This window comes from Campylobacter sp. US53 (assembly GCF_004378995.1).
GTDB classification, from domain to species: Bacteria; Campylobacterota; Campylobacteria; order Campylobacterales; family Campylobacteraceae; genus Campylobacter_D; species Campylobacter_D jejuni.
The window spans coordinates 23566-41328 of the sequence record NZ_RYYH01000001.1; the positions used below are offsets into that span (position 1 = coordinate 23566).

Here is a 17763-nt window from a genome sequence, read left to right on the forward strand (position 1 = left end):
TTTATTTTTTATAATATTGTCTTAAAATTCACATAAAATTCACATAAATTCTTTACAATTTTACTAAAAAATAATTAGGAAAAATATTGAAAATTAAATTTTTAAGTATTATTACTATTTTAAGTTTATCTTTAAATGCTGATATAATAATTTCTGCTGATAATTTGCCAAGTGTTTCTAAAGAATTTTTACAACATAATTTCAAAGCACCCATAGGGATCGTACAAAAAGACAAAAATTCCTATGAAGTCTATCTTAGCGATGGGACAGAACTTGAATTTGACATAGATGGAGCTTGGAAGGAAATTGAAAATAAAGCCTTTCCTTTTGATCTAGATTTTTTACCTCAAAATTTAGTCAATATCATTAAAAACGAATTTCCAAATATAAAAGCTAGAGAAATCGAAAGAAAAATCAACCATTACAAGATTAAACTTGATAACGATGTAAAAATTCTTATAGATTTTAATGGAACTATCTTGCACAAAGAAATTGATGATTAAAATATAATCAAACCTGCATTATATTTTTAACATCATCATATTCTATCTTTTCTTTTTCAAGCAAAAGCTCTGATAATTTTAAAATTTTATCCTTCATAGAATTTAAAAATTCATCCATTTCTTTTTTTTGTTCATTTAAATTTGACTCTTCTAACATATCAAAACTCAACATATAATCAAGCAATTCTTTAATCTTTAAAAAATCATCTTGCGAGTTAGTATAACTTTCATTATAAATCAATCTCATAGCTCTAGAACCAGCCAAATAAACTTTTATACGATTGATAAGCTCTGATTTTGATCTTATATTATGCTCATATTCTTTAAAACGATCTTCAATAAGAGTGATTTTTTCAAATCCTATGTCAAAATAATACGCACTCAAAGCTTTTGCAGCCTGATAAGTGGCTTGAATTTTCTTCTCTTCATCATTAAAACTTAAAATCTTTTTCTTGCCTAAAAGAACTTTATTTAATACAGCATAAAAATCACTTTCCTCAACTAAAGCACTATTTCTTCTTAAAGCATTAATTGCCGCTTCATTGACCAAAGTTTCAAGCCCTGCTCCACTAAAACCTACGCTTGCTTTGGCGATTTTATTTAAATTGACATTATTGTTTTTATCTTTCATATAAATTTCTAAAATTTTAAGTCTATCCTTAAAATCAGGCAAAGATAAAAAAATTCTCCTATCAAAACGCCCCGAACGCAATAAAGCAGGATCCATAAGTTCGATTTTATTTGTCGCAGCTATAACTATAACCCCACTATTGTCCTCAAAACCATCCATTTGAGTTAAAAGTTGATTTAAAGTGCTATCTCTTTCAACATTTGACATTTCTCCTCTTGCCTTACCTACAGCATCTATTTCATCGATAAAAACTATACTAGGAGCCATCATTTTAGCTTTTGAAAAAAGCTCTCTAACTCTTTTTGCACCCATACCTACATAAATTTCAACAAAACTTGAACCGCTTTGATAAAAAAATGGCACCTCTGCTTCTCCTGCAACTGCTTTTGCTATCAATGTTTTTCCTACACCAGGTGGGCCTACCATTAAAACACCTTTTGGCATTTTTACACCAAATTCTTTATATTTTTTAGGATTTTGTAAAAAATCCACAAGTTCGCTTAGCTCCATTTTAACTTCATCAACACCTGCTACATCATTAAAAGTAATATTTGAAATCACAGGTTTTATATGAGAACTTTCTAAATTTATATTTGAATTTTGTGCCTGAGTGTGATTTTGATTCTTATTTGATATTGGATATTTAGCTAACTCTTTTTTACGAGCAAAATAGCCAAGACTTATAAAAAGTGCGATAATAAAAACAAGTAAAATAAAAAACACCCAAAGCGTGTTATCTTTTTTAACTTCTACGGGAACTTTTGCTAAAAGTGTTTTTATATCTATGCCATCTTTTATAATTACGTAATTTTCACCTTCCGCCTTAAGCCAAATTTCGTCTTTATCAATCACAGCTTTTTGGATTAAATTTTGACTTAACAGACTTTGATAAAGATTTTCATCTATATATTTAGGTTCATTTTTAAAATATAAAATTCCCAAAAGCATACATAAAACCATAAAAGATGCTAAAATTATCTTTTTATTTTTCATTATCTAGCCTTTTAAATTTGCAAAGTTAGACTTTTCTTGTACTTCATATTGAGATATAACAATCCATTCTTTAGCTATATCTTTATCACTTTTAATTTTGATCTTATTAAAAAACTGATCATAACCCTCAAAAAAACCATCTTTTTGATTTTCTACCAAAACTTCAAGTGAAACTTGATTTTTTTTTCTAAATTCATAATTATTTTTTTCTACTATGGATTTTAAAGTGTTTAATCTTTCTTTAGCTAAAGTTCCATTTATCACATCTTTCATGGTAGCAGAATGCGTGTTGTTTCTAGGACTAAAAATAAAAGCATGAATATGAGTGAGTGGAAATTCTTTAAATTTTTTCAAAGCTTCTTGCCACACTTCTTCACTCTCGCCTGGATGAGCTACTATAAAATCCGTCCCTAAAGCATATCCTTTGCTTGCTATAGTATTAAAAAGCTTTAAATCATTATCCGTATGCGATCTTCTTCGCATTATGCGAAGCATTTTTTCACTTGTATGTTGCAAAGCAATATGTAAATGCCTTTCAAGCCAAGTCTCATCTAAAATTTCTAAAAAACTTTCATCAATTTGTGCGGGTTCTAAACTACCTAACCTTATGCGTTTTATACCTGAAATTTGTCCCATTTTTTGCAAAAGCTTGCCTAAACTTGTGCCATTTTTAAGCCCATATGAACCTATATTAGTCCCTGTTAAAACAATTTCACTATAGCCATTAGCCCCCAAAATTTCAACTTGTTTTAAAAGAGCTTTTTCATCTACACTTCTTGATTTACCTCGCACGCTAGGGATAATACAATAAGAACAAGCAAAATCACAACCTTCTTGAATTTTCACAAAAGCTTTGGTATGATTTTCATACTCACAAACTATATCTTTATCAATAAAATTTAAATTTCCAAGTTCATAAAAACTTGTCTTTGCTCCTAAAAATTCATTGATTTTATCTTTATTTGACGCTCCAAGCACTCCAAAAACTTGTTTTTTATCTAAAAGCTCCTTACCTTTGCTTACAGCACCACAACCTGTAAGTATAACTTTAATGCCTTTTTTTTGCATGGTATTTACATAAGACTTTATCCCGCTATCAGCTCCATTTGTAACCGTGCAAGAATTTACAACGATAATTTGTGCTTTATTCTCATCATTTATAATCTCATAATCTTTTACATAACTTTTTAAAAGCTCTGTATCATAAATATTTGTGCGACACCCAAAGGTTTTAAAAAAAACTTTTTCTTTCAATCTTTATTCCTTGCATAAAAATGCGTATTTTCATGATGTTGTTCAAAATGATTTTGATTTAAATTTCCTAAATATAAATTTTGCGATGGATAAGCGATTTTTATATCTTTATGCTTATTAAATTCTTTTATAATCTCTTTGCTAATCGTACTTCTTAATACCAAAGCCGCATAAGCATTAGTCATATACCATGCAGAAATTCGCATTCCCCAATGTTCAAAAAACATAAAAAACCTTGGCTCCACTTTAGGATTTTTAATACTATATTCATGTTGTAAACGAGCTATATTTTTTCTAGCAAGCTCAGTATAACCTTTAGCATGGCGTGTAACAATATTTTCCACAATTTCTTGCGCCTTATCAAGATTGCTATCAAAAGTAACACTTATATCAATGCCATCAAGCACGGTTTTCATACCATGGTGAGTATAATTAGCAAGCAAATTTGTAAAAACATAGTTATTAGGAATAAATATAATACGCCCACTACGACGATTTTTATTATAAGTTTCAAGTGTAAGCTCTTCATAAAGAGTAATGCGTAAAAAAGAAATGTCTATAATATCTCCTATATAGGTAGTATCATTTTGAAAAACCTTTACACGATCCCCTACTCTAAAACTTCCGCCAAAAATAATCACACACCATCCAAGCATAGACATAAACATATCTTTCATAGCAATAGCTAAGCCCGCAGAGGCAAAACCAAGTATAGTTACAAGATAAGTAATATTTTCTATATAAGCAAAGAGCAAAATAAGAAAAATAATATTTATATTAATAAAATTAATAATCTTCGTAGCAGTATAATATCTTTCACTATCTTTAATGTATTTTTTAGCAATAAATTTCAACATAAAAGCTATAGCTATAACAATAACAATAGCAACAAGTATATTTACAGCCCTTAAGCTTTGAACTTTAATCTCAGCACTTACTCGAGAAAGCTCTTCATCAATTTTTTTCTCATAAACAGAATAAGAAACACTGGCAAAATTTAAAGCTTGCTCAAATTCTTCCAACTTTTTATCCGAAGCTTTTAAAGCTTCTATATTCTCAACACTTGGTTTAAGCTCAACTAATTCCTTAAGTTCTGAGTTTTTTTCTCTAATTTTATCTACTAAATTTTTAAAATCATTAAATTTAAATATATACTCTTCCTTTTCTCCTTTTAATTTCTTAATATGAGAAAAAGCTCCTATAATAGCCAAAGGATTAGTAAGCTTAGATAAAGTTTCTATATTATCAGGGGCACTAAGACTTTGTGCAAAATTTAAATCTTTATATTCTTTAAGCAAGCTCAATTGCTCTTCTAAATTTGCTATCTTACGTTTAAGTTCTTCTTGTTGGTGAATATCGGAAGTCTTTTTTAAATTAAGATTTAAAATGATTAATTCATCATTTATATCTTGATATTTTATAAAATTTTCATAACGTATATTCCAAATACTAGCACTGATTACAGTATTTAAAGTATTAATTTTCTCATTTATGTTATTAATAATAGTCCGATTTACATCACCAAAAGCAAAAACAACAAAAAAGGTTAAAATAATAATTTTTTTCATCGGAATTCTCTTAAAGTTGCAATTATATCTTCTTTAGAAATATCACCTTTTATCAAACCCTTGCCCAAAGGACTAGCAAGAACAAAATTGATTTTTTTATTAGAGCTTTTTTTATCCATGAAAAAAGCTTCATAAAATTCATCTACATTGTTGATTTTATATGATATTGGCAAACCGAATTTAAGTAAAATAGCTTTTATTTTTTGACTTTGCATTTTATCCAAAAGCCCTAAATTTAAAGCCAATTGATTTGCCATAACCATACCTATAGCTACCGCTTCTCCGTGTAAATAAAGCTTATAATCTGTAAAATTTTCTATAACATGAGCAAAAGTATGACCATAATTTAAAAGCATTCTAAGCCCTGATTCTTTTTCATCTTGTTCAACAACCCTTGATTTAAGTTCTATGCTTCTTGCTATAATTTGAGTAAAAATTTCATTCTCACAAGTAGCATTTAAGAAACTTTTTTCATCAATTTTTTCTATAAAATCAAGTATACCATCATCAAACATTGCTGCCATTTTAATAAATTCAGCCATGCCTGCAGCAAGTTCTCTAGAGCTCAAAGTCTTTAAAAAAGAACTCTCGCAATATACAGCTTTAGGTTGATAAAAAGTGCCAATAAGATTTTTACCAAAATTATTATTAACACCTGTTTTTCCACCTACTGCTGCATCAACACAAGCTAAAAGTGTAGTAGGAATATTTATAAAATCAATACCTCTTTGATAAATACTAGCAGCAAATCCGCCCATATCACTAATCACGCCACCGCCAAAACTTATAAGCACGCTTTTTCTATCCAATTTAGAATTAAACATTTGGTTTAAAATTTCTTCTATGGTGCTTAAATTTTTATATTCTTCACCATCTTTTACAGTGGCAATAAAAATTTCTTTTGCCTTAATTTTAGAAAGTAATGTTTTCAAATGAAGACCTGAAATCTTAGGATTTGAAAGTATAAAAACCTTACTATCAAATTCTAATTCTTCAAGTTCATCAATATAAACCTTATAAGCATTTTCTTTTAACTTAACTTCTACTTGCATTGAACTACTCTTTTTGCGTTTATTCTATCACATTTAATTAATTATTTATTCTACTGGTATGAAAAGTTGGTAATTTTGTCTCATTTTATAATAATGCCTATTTAAATTTGTACTTAAATTTCTGCCAAAATCTCTATTTAGTAATTCTTTTTGAAAACTCACAAATTGTAACAAATCTTCGCGATATTGCAAATTTAAAAGAGGGTTTTCATCATTTTTATTAATAATTTGTATATTTTTATCATAAAGCTTAGATAAACTTCTAAAATACTCCTCCATATCTGTAGTATTTTGAGAATTTGGATTATAATAATATAAAATAACTCCAAAATCAAGCTGTTTACTTAAATCAGTAATGACATTTGCATTGTTTTCAAGTTCACTCTCATCAGCACTTAAAATAATCGCTTCTTTAAGTTCATCAAAAGAAGCTTCACCCACTTTCATAATAGGAATTTTTAAATCAAAAAAAGCTTGTTTTTCTTTCTCAAAATTTTTTATATCGGTTACAACTAATCCTATATCATTATTTTGCAACCATGTGGAAATTTGTTTAAAATCTGTGTTGAAATAATCAAAAAACACACCTTCTTTATCCTCAGAAAGTTTTTTTAATTTTTCATACATTACCCCTAATTTAGGATTGATAACATGTATAAAAAATCTTTTTGCATTGCTTTTTTGAGTTAATTTTAAAGTAGTATCAAGCACTCTTTCTTGCATATTTTGATTCATATTTTTCATATCAATTAAAGCAAAAACATTACTTCCAAAAGGCATAGGAAATTGCCCTGCTTTGCCTCTTATATTATGAAAAATACTTTGTAAAACAACAGGATCTCCAACGATCAAAATGCTATCATTTGGCTCTAAAACAAAAGATGGTTTTACAAAATAAATCTTAGAATTTCTATAAATAAGGACTATGCGCCACCTTTTTTGTTGTATTGAACTTATGTGCCTATAAGCAAAAATAGATCCTGCTGGAATTTTTACTTCCATAATCTCTCCAACCCCAAGTCCTATATACTGAGCTGTTAAAGCAATATCTGGTAAAAAATCCATAAATCTACGGCTTAAAGTCATTCTAGCATCAGCTAAATTTGCATGAGTATCGTTAACACTTAACCCCCAAAAATCCATTATTTCTATTTCTAAATTTGGATTTAAAGAACGCAAAGCCTCATAACTTTTTTTAGTTTCAAATTCATCTTGCATATAAATAAAAGCCTGTTTAAAATCTTTACTCATAATATTTTCAAGACGCGCTGTGCTTGTAGGATCAAAATAATGCAAGTCAATATACTCACTAGAAATATTTAAGTTATTTTTTTCACTATTTTGACACACTACTGTAAAAAAGTAACCTAAGCCTTTTTCAAAACAAAGCCTTTCTAAGAAATGCTTTGCTAAAATACCGTCTATTATAATTAAAATATTATTCATTTTAAACTCCAAAAAGGAAATTATAACAAATGGAATTTAAATTAAAGCATAAAGATGGAATGGCAAGGGTTTGTGAAATCATTACCGCACACAGCACTTTTTTAACCCCTGTTTTTATGCCTGTTGGCACAGTAGGAGCGGTTAAAAGTCTTGATGCTAATGATATGAAAAACGAGCTTGATGCAAAAATTATTTTAGCAAATACCTATCACATGTACTTGCGTCCAACTTCCAAAGTGGTAAAAGATTTTGGAGGTTTACATGGTTTTACGAAATTTGATAGAAGTTTTTTAACCGATAGTGGTGGTTTTCAGGCTTTTTCTTTAAGTAAAAATTCCAAACATTTTAACGAAGGTATAGAATTTAAAAGTCACATCGATGGGAGTCGTCATCTTTTTACTCCAAAAAGTGTTTTAGATACTCAATATGATTTTAACTCTGATATTATGATGATTTTAGATGATTTAGTAGCCCTACCCGCAACCAAAGAAAGGGTTAAAATTTCTGTTGATCGCACTATACTTTGGGCAAAAGAGGCTATTACTTATCATAAAAGTATGCAAAATAAAGGTATAGGTATAGGGCAAAATATTTTTGGTATTATCCAAGGTGGTACAGATTATAAAGAAAGAAAGCGTTGCGCTTTAAGTTTAAATGAAATGCCATTTGATGGTTTAGCTATAGGTGGGCTTAGCGTGGGCGAAGAAAACGCCTTGATGTACGAAACAGTCCAAAACTTAAACCCTTATCTAGATGAAAATCGTCCAAGATATTTAATGGGCGTAGGAACGCCTGAAGATTTGGTAGAAAATGTTGAGCGAGGAGTAGATATGTTTGACTGTGTGATGCCAACTAGAAATGCAAGAAATGGAACATTTTTCACAAGTTTTGGAAAATTTAATATCAAAAAAGCAGAATTTATCAATGATCATGAAGCTATAGATCCTGTTTGCTCATGTTATACTTGTCGTAATTTTTCAAGGGGTTATTTGAACCATCTTTTCAAAGCTAAAGAACTTACTTTTTTTCGTTTGGCAAGTTTGCACAATCTACATTATTATCTTGAACTTGCAAGAAAGATGCGTGAAGCAATTTTGAATAATTCTTTTACGCAATTTAAAAGAAATTTTTATCACTTAAGAGGCAAATAAAATGCTAGAACTACACGAAAATCTAAAAAAAATCCTACAAGCAAAGAATTTAGAAACTTTCTATAGTGAAATTTATGGACAAAAAATTTTTGTTTATGTGGGATTAAATTTGGAAACTTGGCTTTTTAACGATGAAAAAATTTATAAACTTCAAGATGAAGAATTTAAGCTTTCTAGTATAGAAGAATTTTCAAATTTTATTAAATCCATTTTAGAAGATTTTAAAGTACAAAATACTCATTTTCAAAACCTTTTAGAACACAAAGAAGGTATTATCTTAAAAGGTGGTTTTGTTAAAAATTTTTACAAAAAATCCTTTGTGTTAAGACAAAAAATCAACAAAAATCTAAAGCAAATCAATCTTCTAAGCGAAGCTTTCAATCTTTTGCTTAGCGAACAAGCGCAATACAAAAAACATTTAAAAATTCTAAATTTATCCATTAGCATCTTGAGTAAAAACACCAAAGAACATCTAGCAAGAGTTGATACTCTTTATGCATTAACAAGTGCAATTAAAAATGAAAAAATGAATAAAAGTATTTATCTTTTAAGTATACTTTCTTCTATTTTCTTGCCTTTAAATTTGATCGTAGGATTTTTTGGAATGAATACTAATAATCTTTTTTTCAAAGATAGCCCTTATGGTACACTTTATATTTTTTCTTTGATTTGCTGTATTTTGATTGTAGGTTTTATATTTTATCATTCAAAAAAGACTAAAGAATTTGATTTAGATGAAGGTAAAAAAGCTAAAAAACAAACAAAATAAGCAAAATTTTGCTTATTTTAAGAATATTTATATATAATTTTAACTTATTTTTGCGCTCATAGCTCAGCTGGATAGAGCATTTGATTGCGGTTCAAAAGGCCAGAGGTTCGAATCCTCTTGAGCGCACCATATTATTTATCTTCTTTAATTTTTCTTTTAGCTAATCCCATATGCTCATAAGCATCAATTTCTTTTTTGTAAGATCCAGAAATTTTCTTAAGTTCTTTATTTAAGTAACTTACTGTTTGTGCACTTGCATTAATATTTGCAGCCAAAGCAGAAACAAATTCTAGTTTCTTTTTTGTTGGTTCATCTAATTCTTTAGAAGTTTTTGAACCAAGTTTATGTGTCTGCACATAAAGTTTGGCAAGTTCTTTTAATTCAATATCTGTTAGTTTAACATCGGAAGCAGCAATTATCATTTTATCTAAGTCTGTATCAAATTTTTTAGTCTTTTCAGCTACATGCTGCTTTTGGCTAGCTTTTTGCTTTTTAATTGTTTTTTTGCCATCACTTGTAATAAGATAAGCAATCATGCCTAAAAACAATAAAAGCGCTAAAGCAGCACAAAAAATAACCAAAAAAATATGGCTCATTTACAGTTTGCCTACAAAATTTCGCTTCCTTCTTGCAAAAAGAGCTAAAACCACCATCAATGCAAATCCCCAATAAACATAATTAGGAATTTGAGCCGCTTCGCCTGCAGCGTAAGAATGAAGTCCTGTTAAAAAGTAATTTACTCCAAAATAAGTCATAATAATAACCCAATAAGCAAACATACTCCATAAAGCAAACACAAATTGATTACAATATTTTGGAATCATTCTAAGATGTAAAATTGCTGCATAAACCAAAATGCTAACTAAAGCCCAAGTTTCCTTAGAATCCCAACTCCAATATCTCCCCCAACTTTCATTTGCCCAAATTGCACCTAAAAAATTTCCTACAGTAAGCAAACAAAGTCCAAAAATCATTGCCATTTCATTAATTCTTGTAGCCTCTGTAATATTTCTCAAAATATTAAGATTATATTTTCCATCTTTCTTAAGAAAACACATTAAGAACAGTGTAAAGATACCAAGTAAGGCACAAAGTCCTAAAAATCCATAACTAGCAGTAATAACAGATACATGAATACTAAGCCAATAAGAATTGAGCACAGGAACAAGATTTGTAATTTGCGGATTCATTTCGCTTAAATGTGCAACCATTAATACAACACCGGATAAAATAGAAGTTAATGACAAGGCTATAGGACTTTTTCTAGAGAAAAATATACCCGACAAAGACAATGCCCAAGCTATATACACCATGCTTTCATAGCCATTACTCCATGGAGCATGACCTGATAAATAAGCACGAAGTCCAAGACCTACTGTATGAATTACAAAAGCTAAAACATTTAAAACATATACCACTTTAAATATAAAAGAGATTTTTAAATTCGGTACGACCATTTTAGAAAAAACAAGAATCAAAAGTAAAAAACCCGCAATTAAATATACAGGAGCGAGTTTAACGAAAATTTCAGCCTTATTAGAAAAAATTTCCATTTCAACCTTGGTTTTACTAGGCATGACTTTATATCCTATTTTTTCTTGATATTCTTTGATAAATTTCAAGCCTTCATCAGCTCTAGTCCAATTACCATCTTTAAAAGCATTTTCCACGGCACTAAAATAATTCTGTATTAAAGCCAAAACAATATGCCCTTCATCCCCCTTAAGAGTAGTTACAGCAGAAAAAGGTGCAAGCCAAACATTATTTGGATTATTTTGAACAGGAATAAATTTAAATAATTCACCACTAAAAACTAAATTTACAACATTAGCTCTTTCATCTAGTTTTATAATTTCCTTATCAAAAACTCCTCTTGCATTTGGGTTTTTACGATTTGCATTTTCAACATATTTTTGAAGTTTATATCGGTTATTCTCATCAAAGAAATCTTTATAAGAAATATATTTAGTGCTAGGAATTTCTAAAATATTTGCAATAGCATCACGAACTGCTTGATTTTGTGGCATTAAAATAAAAGGTTCCATTTGCCATTTATCTACATCAACGAGCATGGAAAGCATAACAGCGTTAGAATTTTGACCCTTATAGCTATCACTTTGATGAATTTTTTCTAAAATTTCTCTTGATAGCGTATCAAAAGGCACCATTCTTCCATCTGCTGATTTTTGAACTATTAAAGTAGCAAGAGCTTTAGCATGATTAGTATTTACCACAGGTAAGGTCGAATTTAAATCTTGAGCAAAAGTCTTTTCAGAACCAAAAGATAGCAATAAAATAAAAATAATCACACTTGCATGTTTTAAAGTGTCTTTATTAATTAATCTTGCCAAAGTTCTAAATCTAGAATGTGGATTTAAAAAATTCATAAACATTCCAAGACAAAGCAAAAAATAACCTATATAAGTTGGTATTTTACCTGGATCTTTATTTACAGATAAAACAGTCCCTTTTTCATCTTGATCATAAGAACTTTGATAAAATCTATAGCCATCATAATCTAAAACATTATTCATAAAAATTCTATAATCAAAATTTTCATTATTATTTTTTACGGTAATTTCACTTGCATAAGAAGCTGGAGACATAGAACCTGGATAACGATCTAATACAAAATCTCTCAAATAAATATCAAAAGGCAATTGTTCATAAGAAAGTGCCCAAGAAATAAAGAATTTTTGACCTGCAAGTTCTATCATAATAGGTTTATTATATTCAAAAATATAAAATTCTTTACTTTCATTTTTATAGCTTAATTCTAATTTTAAAGCATTAGAGCCAGTTAATTCTAAGTTTTTATTCTCATTACTTAAAGCAAAATCTTTAAAATGCAATAATAAAGAATTTTTCCAATTTTGAGGCTCGCCAAAAGTAGAAATCAACATAGTTCTACCCACTTCCAACCAAGCAGATTTAAACCATAACCAAAAACTTTCATCTTGAGGTCTATTAGAACCTTCTAAAGCTTCTTGTGCGTGTAAAGAAGCAGCTTTAACTACAAAACTAATATCTTTAATTTCATAAAGCCTTCTTTCCTTAGCATTTGCCTTTTCTCCAATTTTAAGGTCTAAATTTTGTCCATCTAGCATACTTAGAAAATGTAAGTTTTCACTTGAACTTAAAGTTAAATTTTCATCAATTTTTACAAAAGGTGCTTTAACATTATCATTCATAAAAGCAAAATTAACCCCTTCTATATTCTTAACTTCACCTTTTTCAAATTTAACATCAACACCTTGAGATCCTTTTTGAGAAAGCATCAAAACCAATAAAGGATCAGAATTATTATTTTCTTTATAAGTATAATGAGCATTTAAGATTAAATCTTTATATTTTAATACAGCTTGATCATCACCTAAATTAAGTTTTAGTTTAAAAGAATTAGCAAAAGGCAAATTTCCTATATAACGATCATTAACCGCACTATAGCGTTCTCCATCTTTTATAGCAGAAATGCGCAAAGAAGTCTTAGAACTTTCTATAAGTGAATTTTGAGTATGCTCTCTAATAGGTAAAATACCTTCAAAACCAGCATATCTTGTCATTGCAGAACCCACTAAAATAAATAAAAAAGAAATATGAAAAATCATTAAAGGCAATTTTTTAAGCCCAAACATTTTATAACGAAACATCCCGCATAGTAAATTAATACCAAGTAAAAGTTGTATATATTCAAACCAAAAAGTATCATAAACCATTGCCCAAGCCGTAGGAGTTCCATAAGCACTTTCAATAAAAGTTGCCAAAGCACAAAAAAGCGCAAAAAGCAAAAACAATACAACCGAAACTCTTAAATCCCCTATGCTTTTTATTATATTTTTCATTCTTTTTCCTTTAAATTTTAAAGCCCTAAATATTTCTTTCTAATCTCATCATCACCTATTAAATTTTTAGCCTCGTTTTCCATTACAATGCGACCATTTTCCAAAACATAAGCATAATCACTTATTTTTAATGCAGAATAAGCATTTTGCTCTACCAAAAGAATAGTTATACCCTCTTCTTTTAAACGCACAATAATATCAAAAACTTCACCCACAATCTTTGGAGCAAGTCCCAAAGAAGGCTCATCCAACATCAAAAGTTTTGGTTCGCTCATTAAAGCCCTTGAAATCGCAAGCATTTGCGCTTCCCCTCCACTCAATGTTCCAGCTAAAGCATGCTTTTTACTTGCAAGTCTTGGAAAGAGTTTATACATTTGCTCTCTTAAATGCTCATAATTTTCAGCATTATTAAAAGCACCTATTTTTAAATTTTCCTCTACGCTTAAATTAATAAAAACACGCCTTCCTTCAGGAACTAAAGCTATACCTTTTTGAACTAAAGTATGAGTTAAATGCCTTTTAGTATCATAACCTAAGAAATTAACCCCACCAGTTCTTTTAACTGAGTTTAAAAGCGCATTTAAAGTTGAAGTTTTACCTGCTCCATTTGAACCTATAAGAGAAACAATATGGCCTGTTTCCACTTTAAAATCAATCCCTTTAACAGCTTCAATTAATCCATAATAAACATGCAAATCTTTAACTATTAGCATCAAAATCCCCTAAATACGCAGCAATTACTTCTTTATGATTTACAGCATCGCAAAGTTTACCTTCAAAAATTGTTTTTCCATAATCAAGTACCAATACGCGATCGCACAATTTATTTACAAATTTCATATCATGCTCTATAAGCAAAACGCTAATTTTATAATCTTTTCGTAATTTAAAAATGAGCTCAGCAAGTTCATCGCTCTCAGAGCTATTCATCCCAGCGGCTGGCTCATCAAGCAATAATAATCTTGGCTGAGTAGCCATTGCTCTTGCAATCTCAACTTTTCTTTGTTGTCCATAACTTAAGCTAGTAGCCTTTTCATTGGCAAATTCTGCAATACCAAGTTCTTCTAATATTGCATAAGCCTTCTCTTTAAATACTTGTTCTATTTTTCCAAAACGCCCTAAATGCAAAAAGGCTTCAAAAATATTATATTTCATTTGTTTATTAAAACCAATAAGAACATTTTCAAGCACATTCATGCTTGAAAAAAGCCTAATATTTTGAAATGTTCTAGCTATTCCTAAATGCACAATCTTATGAGGTTTTAAGTGGTCAATTCTTTCTCCTAGAAATTCAACCGAACCTGAACTAGGTTTATAGTTACCTGTTATAATATTAAAAAGAGTTGTTTTGCCAGCCCCATTAGGTCCAATTAAAGCAAAAATTTCACCCTCATTGATTTTAAAAGAAGTTTCATTAATAGCCTTAACACTACCAAAACTTTTTGAAATTTGTTTTAATTCCAAAATCATTTTTCACTCCTTTTAAAACGCTTTTTAATCCCTCTAATCACATCACTCAACTCATAATAACCCATTATGCCTTTTCTTGCAAAAAGCATTACTAAAATCAGAACAATAGAAAAAACAACCATTCTAAGCCCTGGCGTTGATTGGATATCAAGATTTAAAGAATCTATTTTTATATTTAACTCATCTAAAAATCTAAGCCACTCACTTCCACCAATAACTAATATCGCACCTATAATAGCACCTGTAGTAGAACCAAGTCCGCCTAAAACAATAATAATCAAAAGCTGAAAAGTAAGTAAAAAATCAAATTGAGTTGGAGATACGGTAGTCAACAGACAAGCCAAAAGTCCCCCACCTACACCTTCTAAAAATGCTGAAGTGCTAAAAGCTAAAGTTTTTATCCAAAAAGTATTTATTCCCATAGCACTTGCAGCATCTTCATCATCTCTTATAGCCTTCATTGCACGACCATATTTAGAATAAACTATATTTAAAATTAAAATAACCGCTACAATAGCAATACCACCTGTCCAATAAATCGTGGAAAATTGTGGAATATCTACCAGTCCTCTTGAGCCATTAGTAATAGAAGGAAAATTAATAGCAGCTATTTTAATAATTATTCCAAAGCCTAAAGTTACAATAGCCAAATAATCCCCTCTCACGCGAAATACAGCAAAAGCCAAAATCAGGGCAAGTAAAGATGAACAAATTCCAGCTACAATTAAAGCTAGAATAAAGGAATTTGAATGGATGGCTAAAATAAAAGAACTAGGACCATCTAAAAAAAACTGATCATTTTTCGCATCAGCACTCAAAAGAACTAAAGCAGCCGCATAAGCTCCAATCGCAACAAATCCATTGGGTTCTAGTGAAAATTGTCCAGTTACACCATTAATAAGGTTGTAACTCACAGCCAAAATAATAAAAATAGCAATTTGATTAACAATGTTTAATCCATAGTCCCCAAAAATACAAGGAGAAATGAAAATAAAAATAATTGAAGCAATTAAAAAGATTAAATGTGAAACCTTAATTTTAACCATCATTAAAACCTACTCTTTTCAAAATTTATACCTAAAATTCCCGTAGGCCTAAATAACAATATAAACACCAAAAAAATAAAAGCAAATGCATCTTTAAAGCCTGATAAATCTGGAAAAAAAGCCACAACAACAACTTCAGTAAATCCTATAATAAGTCCACCCAAAACTGCACCTACTACAGAACCTATACCCCCTAAAACTGCAGCAGCAAAAGCTTTTAAACCTATTAAAGTTCCCATAGTAGGTTCAACAGAGTAATAATTTGCAGCCCAAAAAACACCCCCAATTGCTGCCAAAGCTGAACCTAGGGCAAAAACTATAGCAATAATACGATTTGCATCTATACCCATTAAATTTACTGTTTGTATATCAAATGCCAAAGCACGAATAGCTATACCATATTTACTTTTATACAAAATCCATAACACTGCTATTAAAATAACAAATGTAAGAGCAGGAACCATTAAAGAACCATAAGTTGTTATCACTCCACCAAAATTAACACTTTCCTCAAAATAACTTGGCGGTGTAAAAGTTCTAGGTGTTGAAGTAAAAAGCATATTAAAAAGATTTTGCAAGAAAAAACTAATACCAATTGCTGTAATCAACAATGAAATTCTAGGAGCCTGTCTTAAAGGTTTATAGGCGATTCTATCTGTAGCTATTCCAACACAGGCAGCAAAAATCATTGCCAAAGATAAAGCTCCTAGAAAAGGAACATTTAGATTAGTCATGCAAAAAAGAGCTGCATAAGCACCAACCATCATAATATCGCCGTGAGCAAAATTAATAAGTCTTAACACGCCATAAACCATAGTATAGCCAACAGCAATAAGGGCATACATACTGCCCAAACTAAGTCCATTAACAAGTTGTTGTAAAAATAAAGTAGAATCCATAATCTTTCTATTTTTCCTTTAAGGATTGATAATATCTTTATAATTTTGCTTTTGATTTTTAATTTCTTTAACCACTACAGAACGAGTTGCATTTCCTGTTTGATCAATACTGATAACACCAGAAACACCTTGATAATTTTTAGTTTGGTGAATTTTTTCATTGACACACTTACTAGTAAGATTTTCAACGCAAGCATTCATAGCATTTAGCATTACAAAATACGCATCAGCACCCATAGCTGAAAAATTTGGAACTTCTTTTGTTCCTTTAGCTTTTTCATAAACACTGATAAATTCTTTGCTTAATTTTGTAGTTGGATTATTAGCATCAAAACTATCTGTGAAAATATAACCCTCGCTTGCATCTCCAGCTAAACTAATAAAAGTTTGATCAGCAACTCCATCTGCAGAACCCATAGGAATATTTAAACCTGCGAGTTTTGATTGTCTTGCAAACAAAGAAGCTTCACTATAATAAAGCGGTAAAAAAATAAATTCTGGATTTAAACTTTTAACTTGAGCTACAATAGCTCTAAAATCTTTATCACCTGAATTAACTCTTAAAATTCTAAGAATTTGACCGCCATTAGACTTGTACTGTTTTTCAAAAGCTTTTGCTAAACCTAAGGAATAGTCAGTGCTTTGATCTACTACAATAACAGCACTTTTGTAATTAAGTTTTGAAAAAACATATTTTGCTAAAGATGAACCTTGGAAACTGTCCATAAAACATACTCGAGAAGAATATATTTTTTTATCAAGCAATCTATCACCAGTTGCAGCAGGAGCGATCAATGGAATTTTATTATCTTCTGCTACGCGCATAACTTGCAATGTATTAGCAGTAACCATTTCCCCTATAAGACCTATAACTTTATCTTGAGAAATTAAACGATTTGCTCCACTCGAAGATTCTAATTTATCACCTTTAGTATCAATAATAGCAAGAGAAACCTTATCTCCATTACTTAAAGTTGATTGCATTGAATTTGCAAGTTTAATCCCTTCTAGTGCACTTTGTCCATATGCTGCAGTAGCTCCGCTAAGTGGTAAAACAACTCCTATTTTGACTTCCGCAGCGCTTAAACTTAAACTTAGAATACTTGCTAAAATTAAACTTTTTTTCATTCTCTACCTTT

Annotated in this window: 15 protein-coding genes and 1 tRNA gene; 4 read left to right on the forward strand and 12 right to left on the reverse strand. The window is 29.9% G+C overall.

Annotated elements, in window-relative coordinates; translation table 11 throughout:
* Nucleotides 1–86: 86 nt before the first annotated feature.
* A complete protein-coding gene (locus ELQ05_RS00145) occupies nucleotides 87–503 on the forward strand; it encodes a PepSY-like domain-containing protein (RefSeq protein WP_002932882.1) in 417 nt (138 codons plus the stop codon).
* A 7-nt stretch (nucleotides 504–510) separates the two neighbouring features.
* On the opposite strand, the gene ELQ05_RS00150 is transcribed toward ELQ05_RS00145, so the two are convergent.
* The 5 genes from ELQ05_RS00150 to ELQ05_RS00170 are packed head-to-tail and all read right to left on the reverse strand — an operon-like array spanning nucleotide 511 to nucleotide 7447.
* Complete coding sequence (locus ELQ05_RS00150) at nucleotides 511–2127, reverse strand: AAA family ATPase (RefSeq protein WP_002932876.1); 1617 nt, start codon at nucleotides 2125–2127, stop codon at nucleotides 511–513.
* Nucleotides 2128–2130: 3 nt separating this feature from the next.
* On the reverse strand, nucleotides 2131–3381 hold the full coding sequence (gene mtaB / locus ELQ05_RS00155; RefSeq protein WP_002932875.1) for a tRNA (N(6)-L-threonylcarbamoyladenosine(37)-C(2))-methylthiotransferase MtaB: 1251 nt from the start codon (nucleotides 3379–3381) through the stop codon (nucleotides 2131–2133).
* Nucleotides 3378–4949 (reverse strand): mechanosensitive ion channel family protein, encoded by a 1572-nt coding sequence (locus ELQ05_RS00160; protein ID WP_002865744.1) that lies wholly within the window; start codon nucleotides 4947–4949, stop codon nucleotides 3378–3380. Before ELQ05_RS00160 ends, mtaB begins: the two co-directional genes overlap by 4 nt.
* A complete protein-coding gene (aroB, locus tag ELQ05_RS00165; protein ID WP_038817426.1) occupies nucleotides 4946–6001 on the reverse strand; it encodes a 3-dehydroquinate synthase in 1056 nt (351 codons plus the stop codon). Before aroB ends, ELQ05_RS00160 begins: the two co-directional genes overlap by 4 nt.
* Nucleotides 6002–6046: 45 nt before the next feature.
* Nucleotides 6047–7447, reverse strand: coding sequence for a COG3400 family protein (locus ELQ05_RS00170; RefSeq protein WP_002856550.1), 1401 nt, complete (start codon nucleotides 7445–7447; stop codon nucleotides 6047–6049).
* Between the two features lie 29 nt (nucleotides 7448–7476).
* On the opposite strand from ELQ05_RS00170, the gene tgt reads away from it, so the two are divergent.
* The 3 genes from tgt to ELQ05_RS00185 all read left to right on the forward strand — a co-directional run bounded on the left by tgt (nucleotide 7477) and on the right by ELQ05_RS00185 (nucleotide 9496).
* Nucleotides 7477–8598, forward strand: coding sequence for a tRNA guanosine(34) transglycosylase Tgt (gene tgt, locus ELQ05_RS00175; RefSeq protein WP_134239818.1), 1122 nt, complete (start codon nucleotides 7477–7479; stop codon nucleotides 8596–8598).
* 1 nt (nucleotide 8599) lies between these two features.
* On the forward strand, nucleotides 8600–9367 hold the full coding sequence (locus tag ELQ05_RS00180) for a magnesium transporter CorA family protein (protein ID WP_038817424.1): 768 nt from the start codon (nucleotides 8600–8602) through the stop codon (nucleotides 9365–9367).
* A 52-nt stretch (nucleotides 9368–9419) separates the two neighbouring features.
* Nucleotides 9420–9496: transfer RNA gene (locus ELQ05_RS00185), tRNA-Arg, on the forward strand.
* Between the two features lie 2 nt (nucleotides 9497–9498).
* Here the strand turns inward: ELQ05_RS00185 and ELQ05_RS00190 are convergent.
* From ELQ05_RS00190 to ELQ05_RS00220, 7 genes are read right to left on the reverse strand one after another with little or no spacing between them, the layout of a single operon-like run.
* A complete protein-coding gene (locus ELQ05_RS00190) occupies nucleotides 9499–9948 on the reverse strand; it encodes a hypothetical protein (protein ID WP_079862155.1) in 450 nt (149 codons plus the stop codon).
* Between the two features lie 15 nt (nucleotides 9949–9963).
* Entirely contained in the window at nucleotides 9964–13209 is a 3246-nt protein-coding gene (gene ccsA / locus ELQ05_RS00195) for a cytochrome c biogenesis protein (protein ID WP_088303530.1), read from the reverse strand.
* 17 nt (nucleotides 13210–13226) lie between these two features.
* Nucleotides 13227–13922: an ABC transporter ATP-binding protein gene (locus ELQ05_RS00200; RefSeq protein ID WP_002881782.1), complete on the reverse strand. Its 696-nt coding sequence runs from the start codon at nucleotides 13920–13922 to the stop codon at nucleotides 13227–13229.
* Entirely contained in the window at nucleotides 13909–14679 is a 771-nt protein-coding gene (locus tag ELQ05_RS00205) for an ABC transporter ATP-binding protein (RefSeq protein ID WP_002893211.1), read from the reverse strand. Before ELQ05_RS00205 ends, ELQ05_RS00200 begins: the two co-directional genes overlap by 14 nt.
* A complete protein-coding gene (locus tag ELQ05_RS00210) occupies nucleotides 14676–15728 on the reverse strand; it encodes a branched-chain amino acid ABC transporter permease (protein WP_134239819.1) in 1053 nt (350 codons plus the stop codon). The genes ELQ05_RS00205 and ELQ05_RS00210 overlap by 4 nt, the downstream gene beginning before the upstream one ends.
* On the reverse strand, nucleotides 15728–16624 hold the full coding sequence (locus tag ELQ05_RS00215; RefSeq protein ID WP_134239820.1) for a branched-chain amino acid ABC transporter permease: 897 nt from the start codon (nucleotides 16622–16624) through the stop codon (nucleotides 15728–15730). The genes ELQ05_RS00210 and ELQ05_RS00215 overlap by 1 nt, the downstream gene beginning before the upstream one ends.
* An 18-nt stretch (nucleotides 16625–16642) precedes the next feature.
* Nucleotides 16643–17752, reverse strand: a complete 1110-nt coding sequence (locus ELQ05_RS00220; protein ID WP_070317113.1) for an ABC transporter substrate-binding protein — start codon at nucleotides 17750–17752, stop codon at nucleotides 16643–16645.
* Nucleotides 17753–17763 lie beyond the last annotated feature (11 nt).

Coding starts and splice junctions, on each gene's coding strand:
- ELQ05_RS00150 (WP_002932876.1), bottom strand. CDS start 2,127: ATGAAAAATAAAAAGATAATTTTAGCATCTTTTATGGTTTTATGTATG.
- ELQ05_RS00160 (WP_002865744.1), bottom strand. CDS start 4,949: ATGAAAAAAATTATTATTTTAACCTTTTTTGTTGTTTTTGCTTTTGGT.
- aroB (WP_038817426.1), bottom strand. CDS start 6,001: ATGCAAGTAGAAGTTAAGTTAAAAGAAAATGCTTATAAGGTTTATATT.
- ELQ05_RS00170 (WP_002856550.1), bottom strand. CDS start 7,447: ATGAATAATATTTTAATTATAATAGACGGTATTTTAGCAAAGCATTTC.
- tgt (WP_134239818.1), top strand. CDS start 7,477: ATGGAATTTAAATTAAAGCATAAAGATGGAATGGCAAGGGTTTGTGAA.
- ELQ05_RS00180 (WP_038817424.1), top strand. CDS start 8,600: ATGCTAGAACTACACGAAAATCTAAAAAAAATCCTACAAGCAAAGAAT.
- ccsA (WP_088303530.1), bottom strand. CDS start 13,209: ATGAAAAATATAATAAAAAGCATAGGGGATTTAAGAGTTTCGGTTGTA.
- ELQ05_RS00200 (WP_002881782.1), bottom strand. CDS start 13,922: ATGCTAATAGTTAAAGATTTGCATGTTTATTATGGATTAATTGAAGCT.
- ELQ05_RS00205 (WP_002893211.1), bottom strand. CDS start 14,679: ATGATTTTGGAATTAAAACAAATTTCAAAAAGTTTTGGTAGTGTTAAG.
- ELQ05_RS00210 (WP_134239819.1), bottom strand. CDS start 15,728: ATGATGGTTAAAATTAAGGTTTCACATTTAATCTTTTTAATTGCTTCA.
- ELQ05_RS00215 (WP_134239820.1), bottom strand. CDS start 16,624: ATGGATTCTACTTTATTTTTACAACAACTTGTTAATGGACTTAGTTTG.
- ELQ05_RS00220 (WP_070317113.1), bottom strand. CDS start 17,752: ATGAAAAAAAGTTTAATTTTAGCAAGTATTCTAAGTTTAAGTTTAAGC.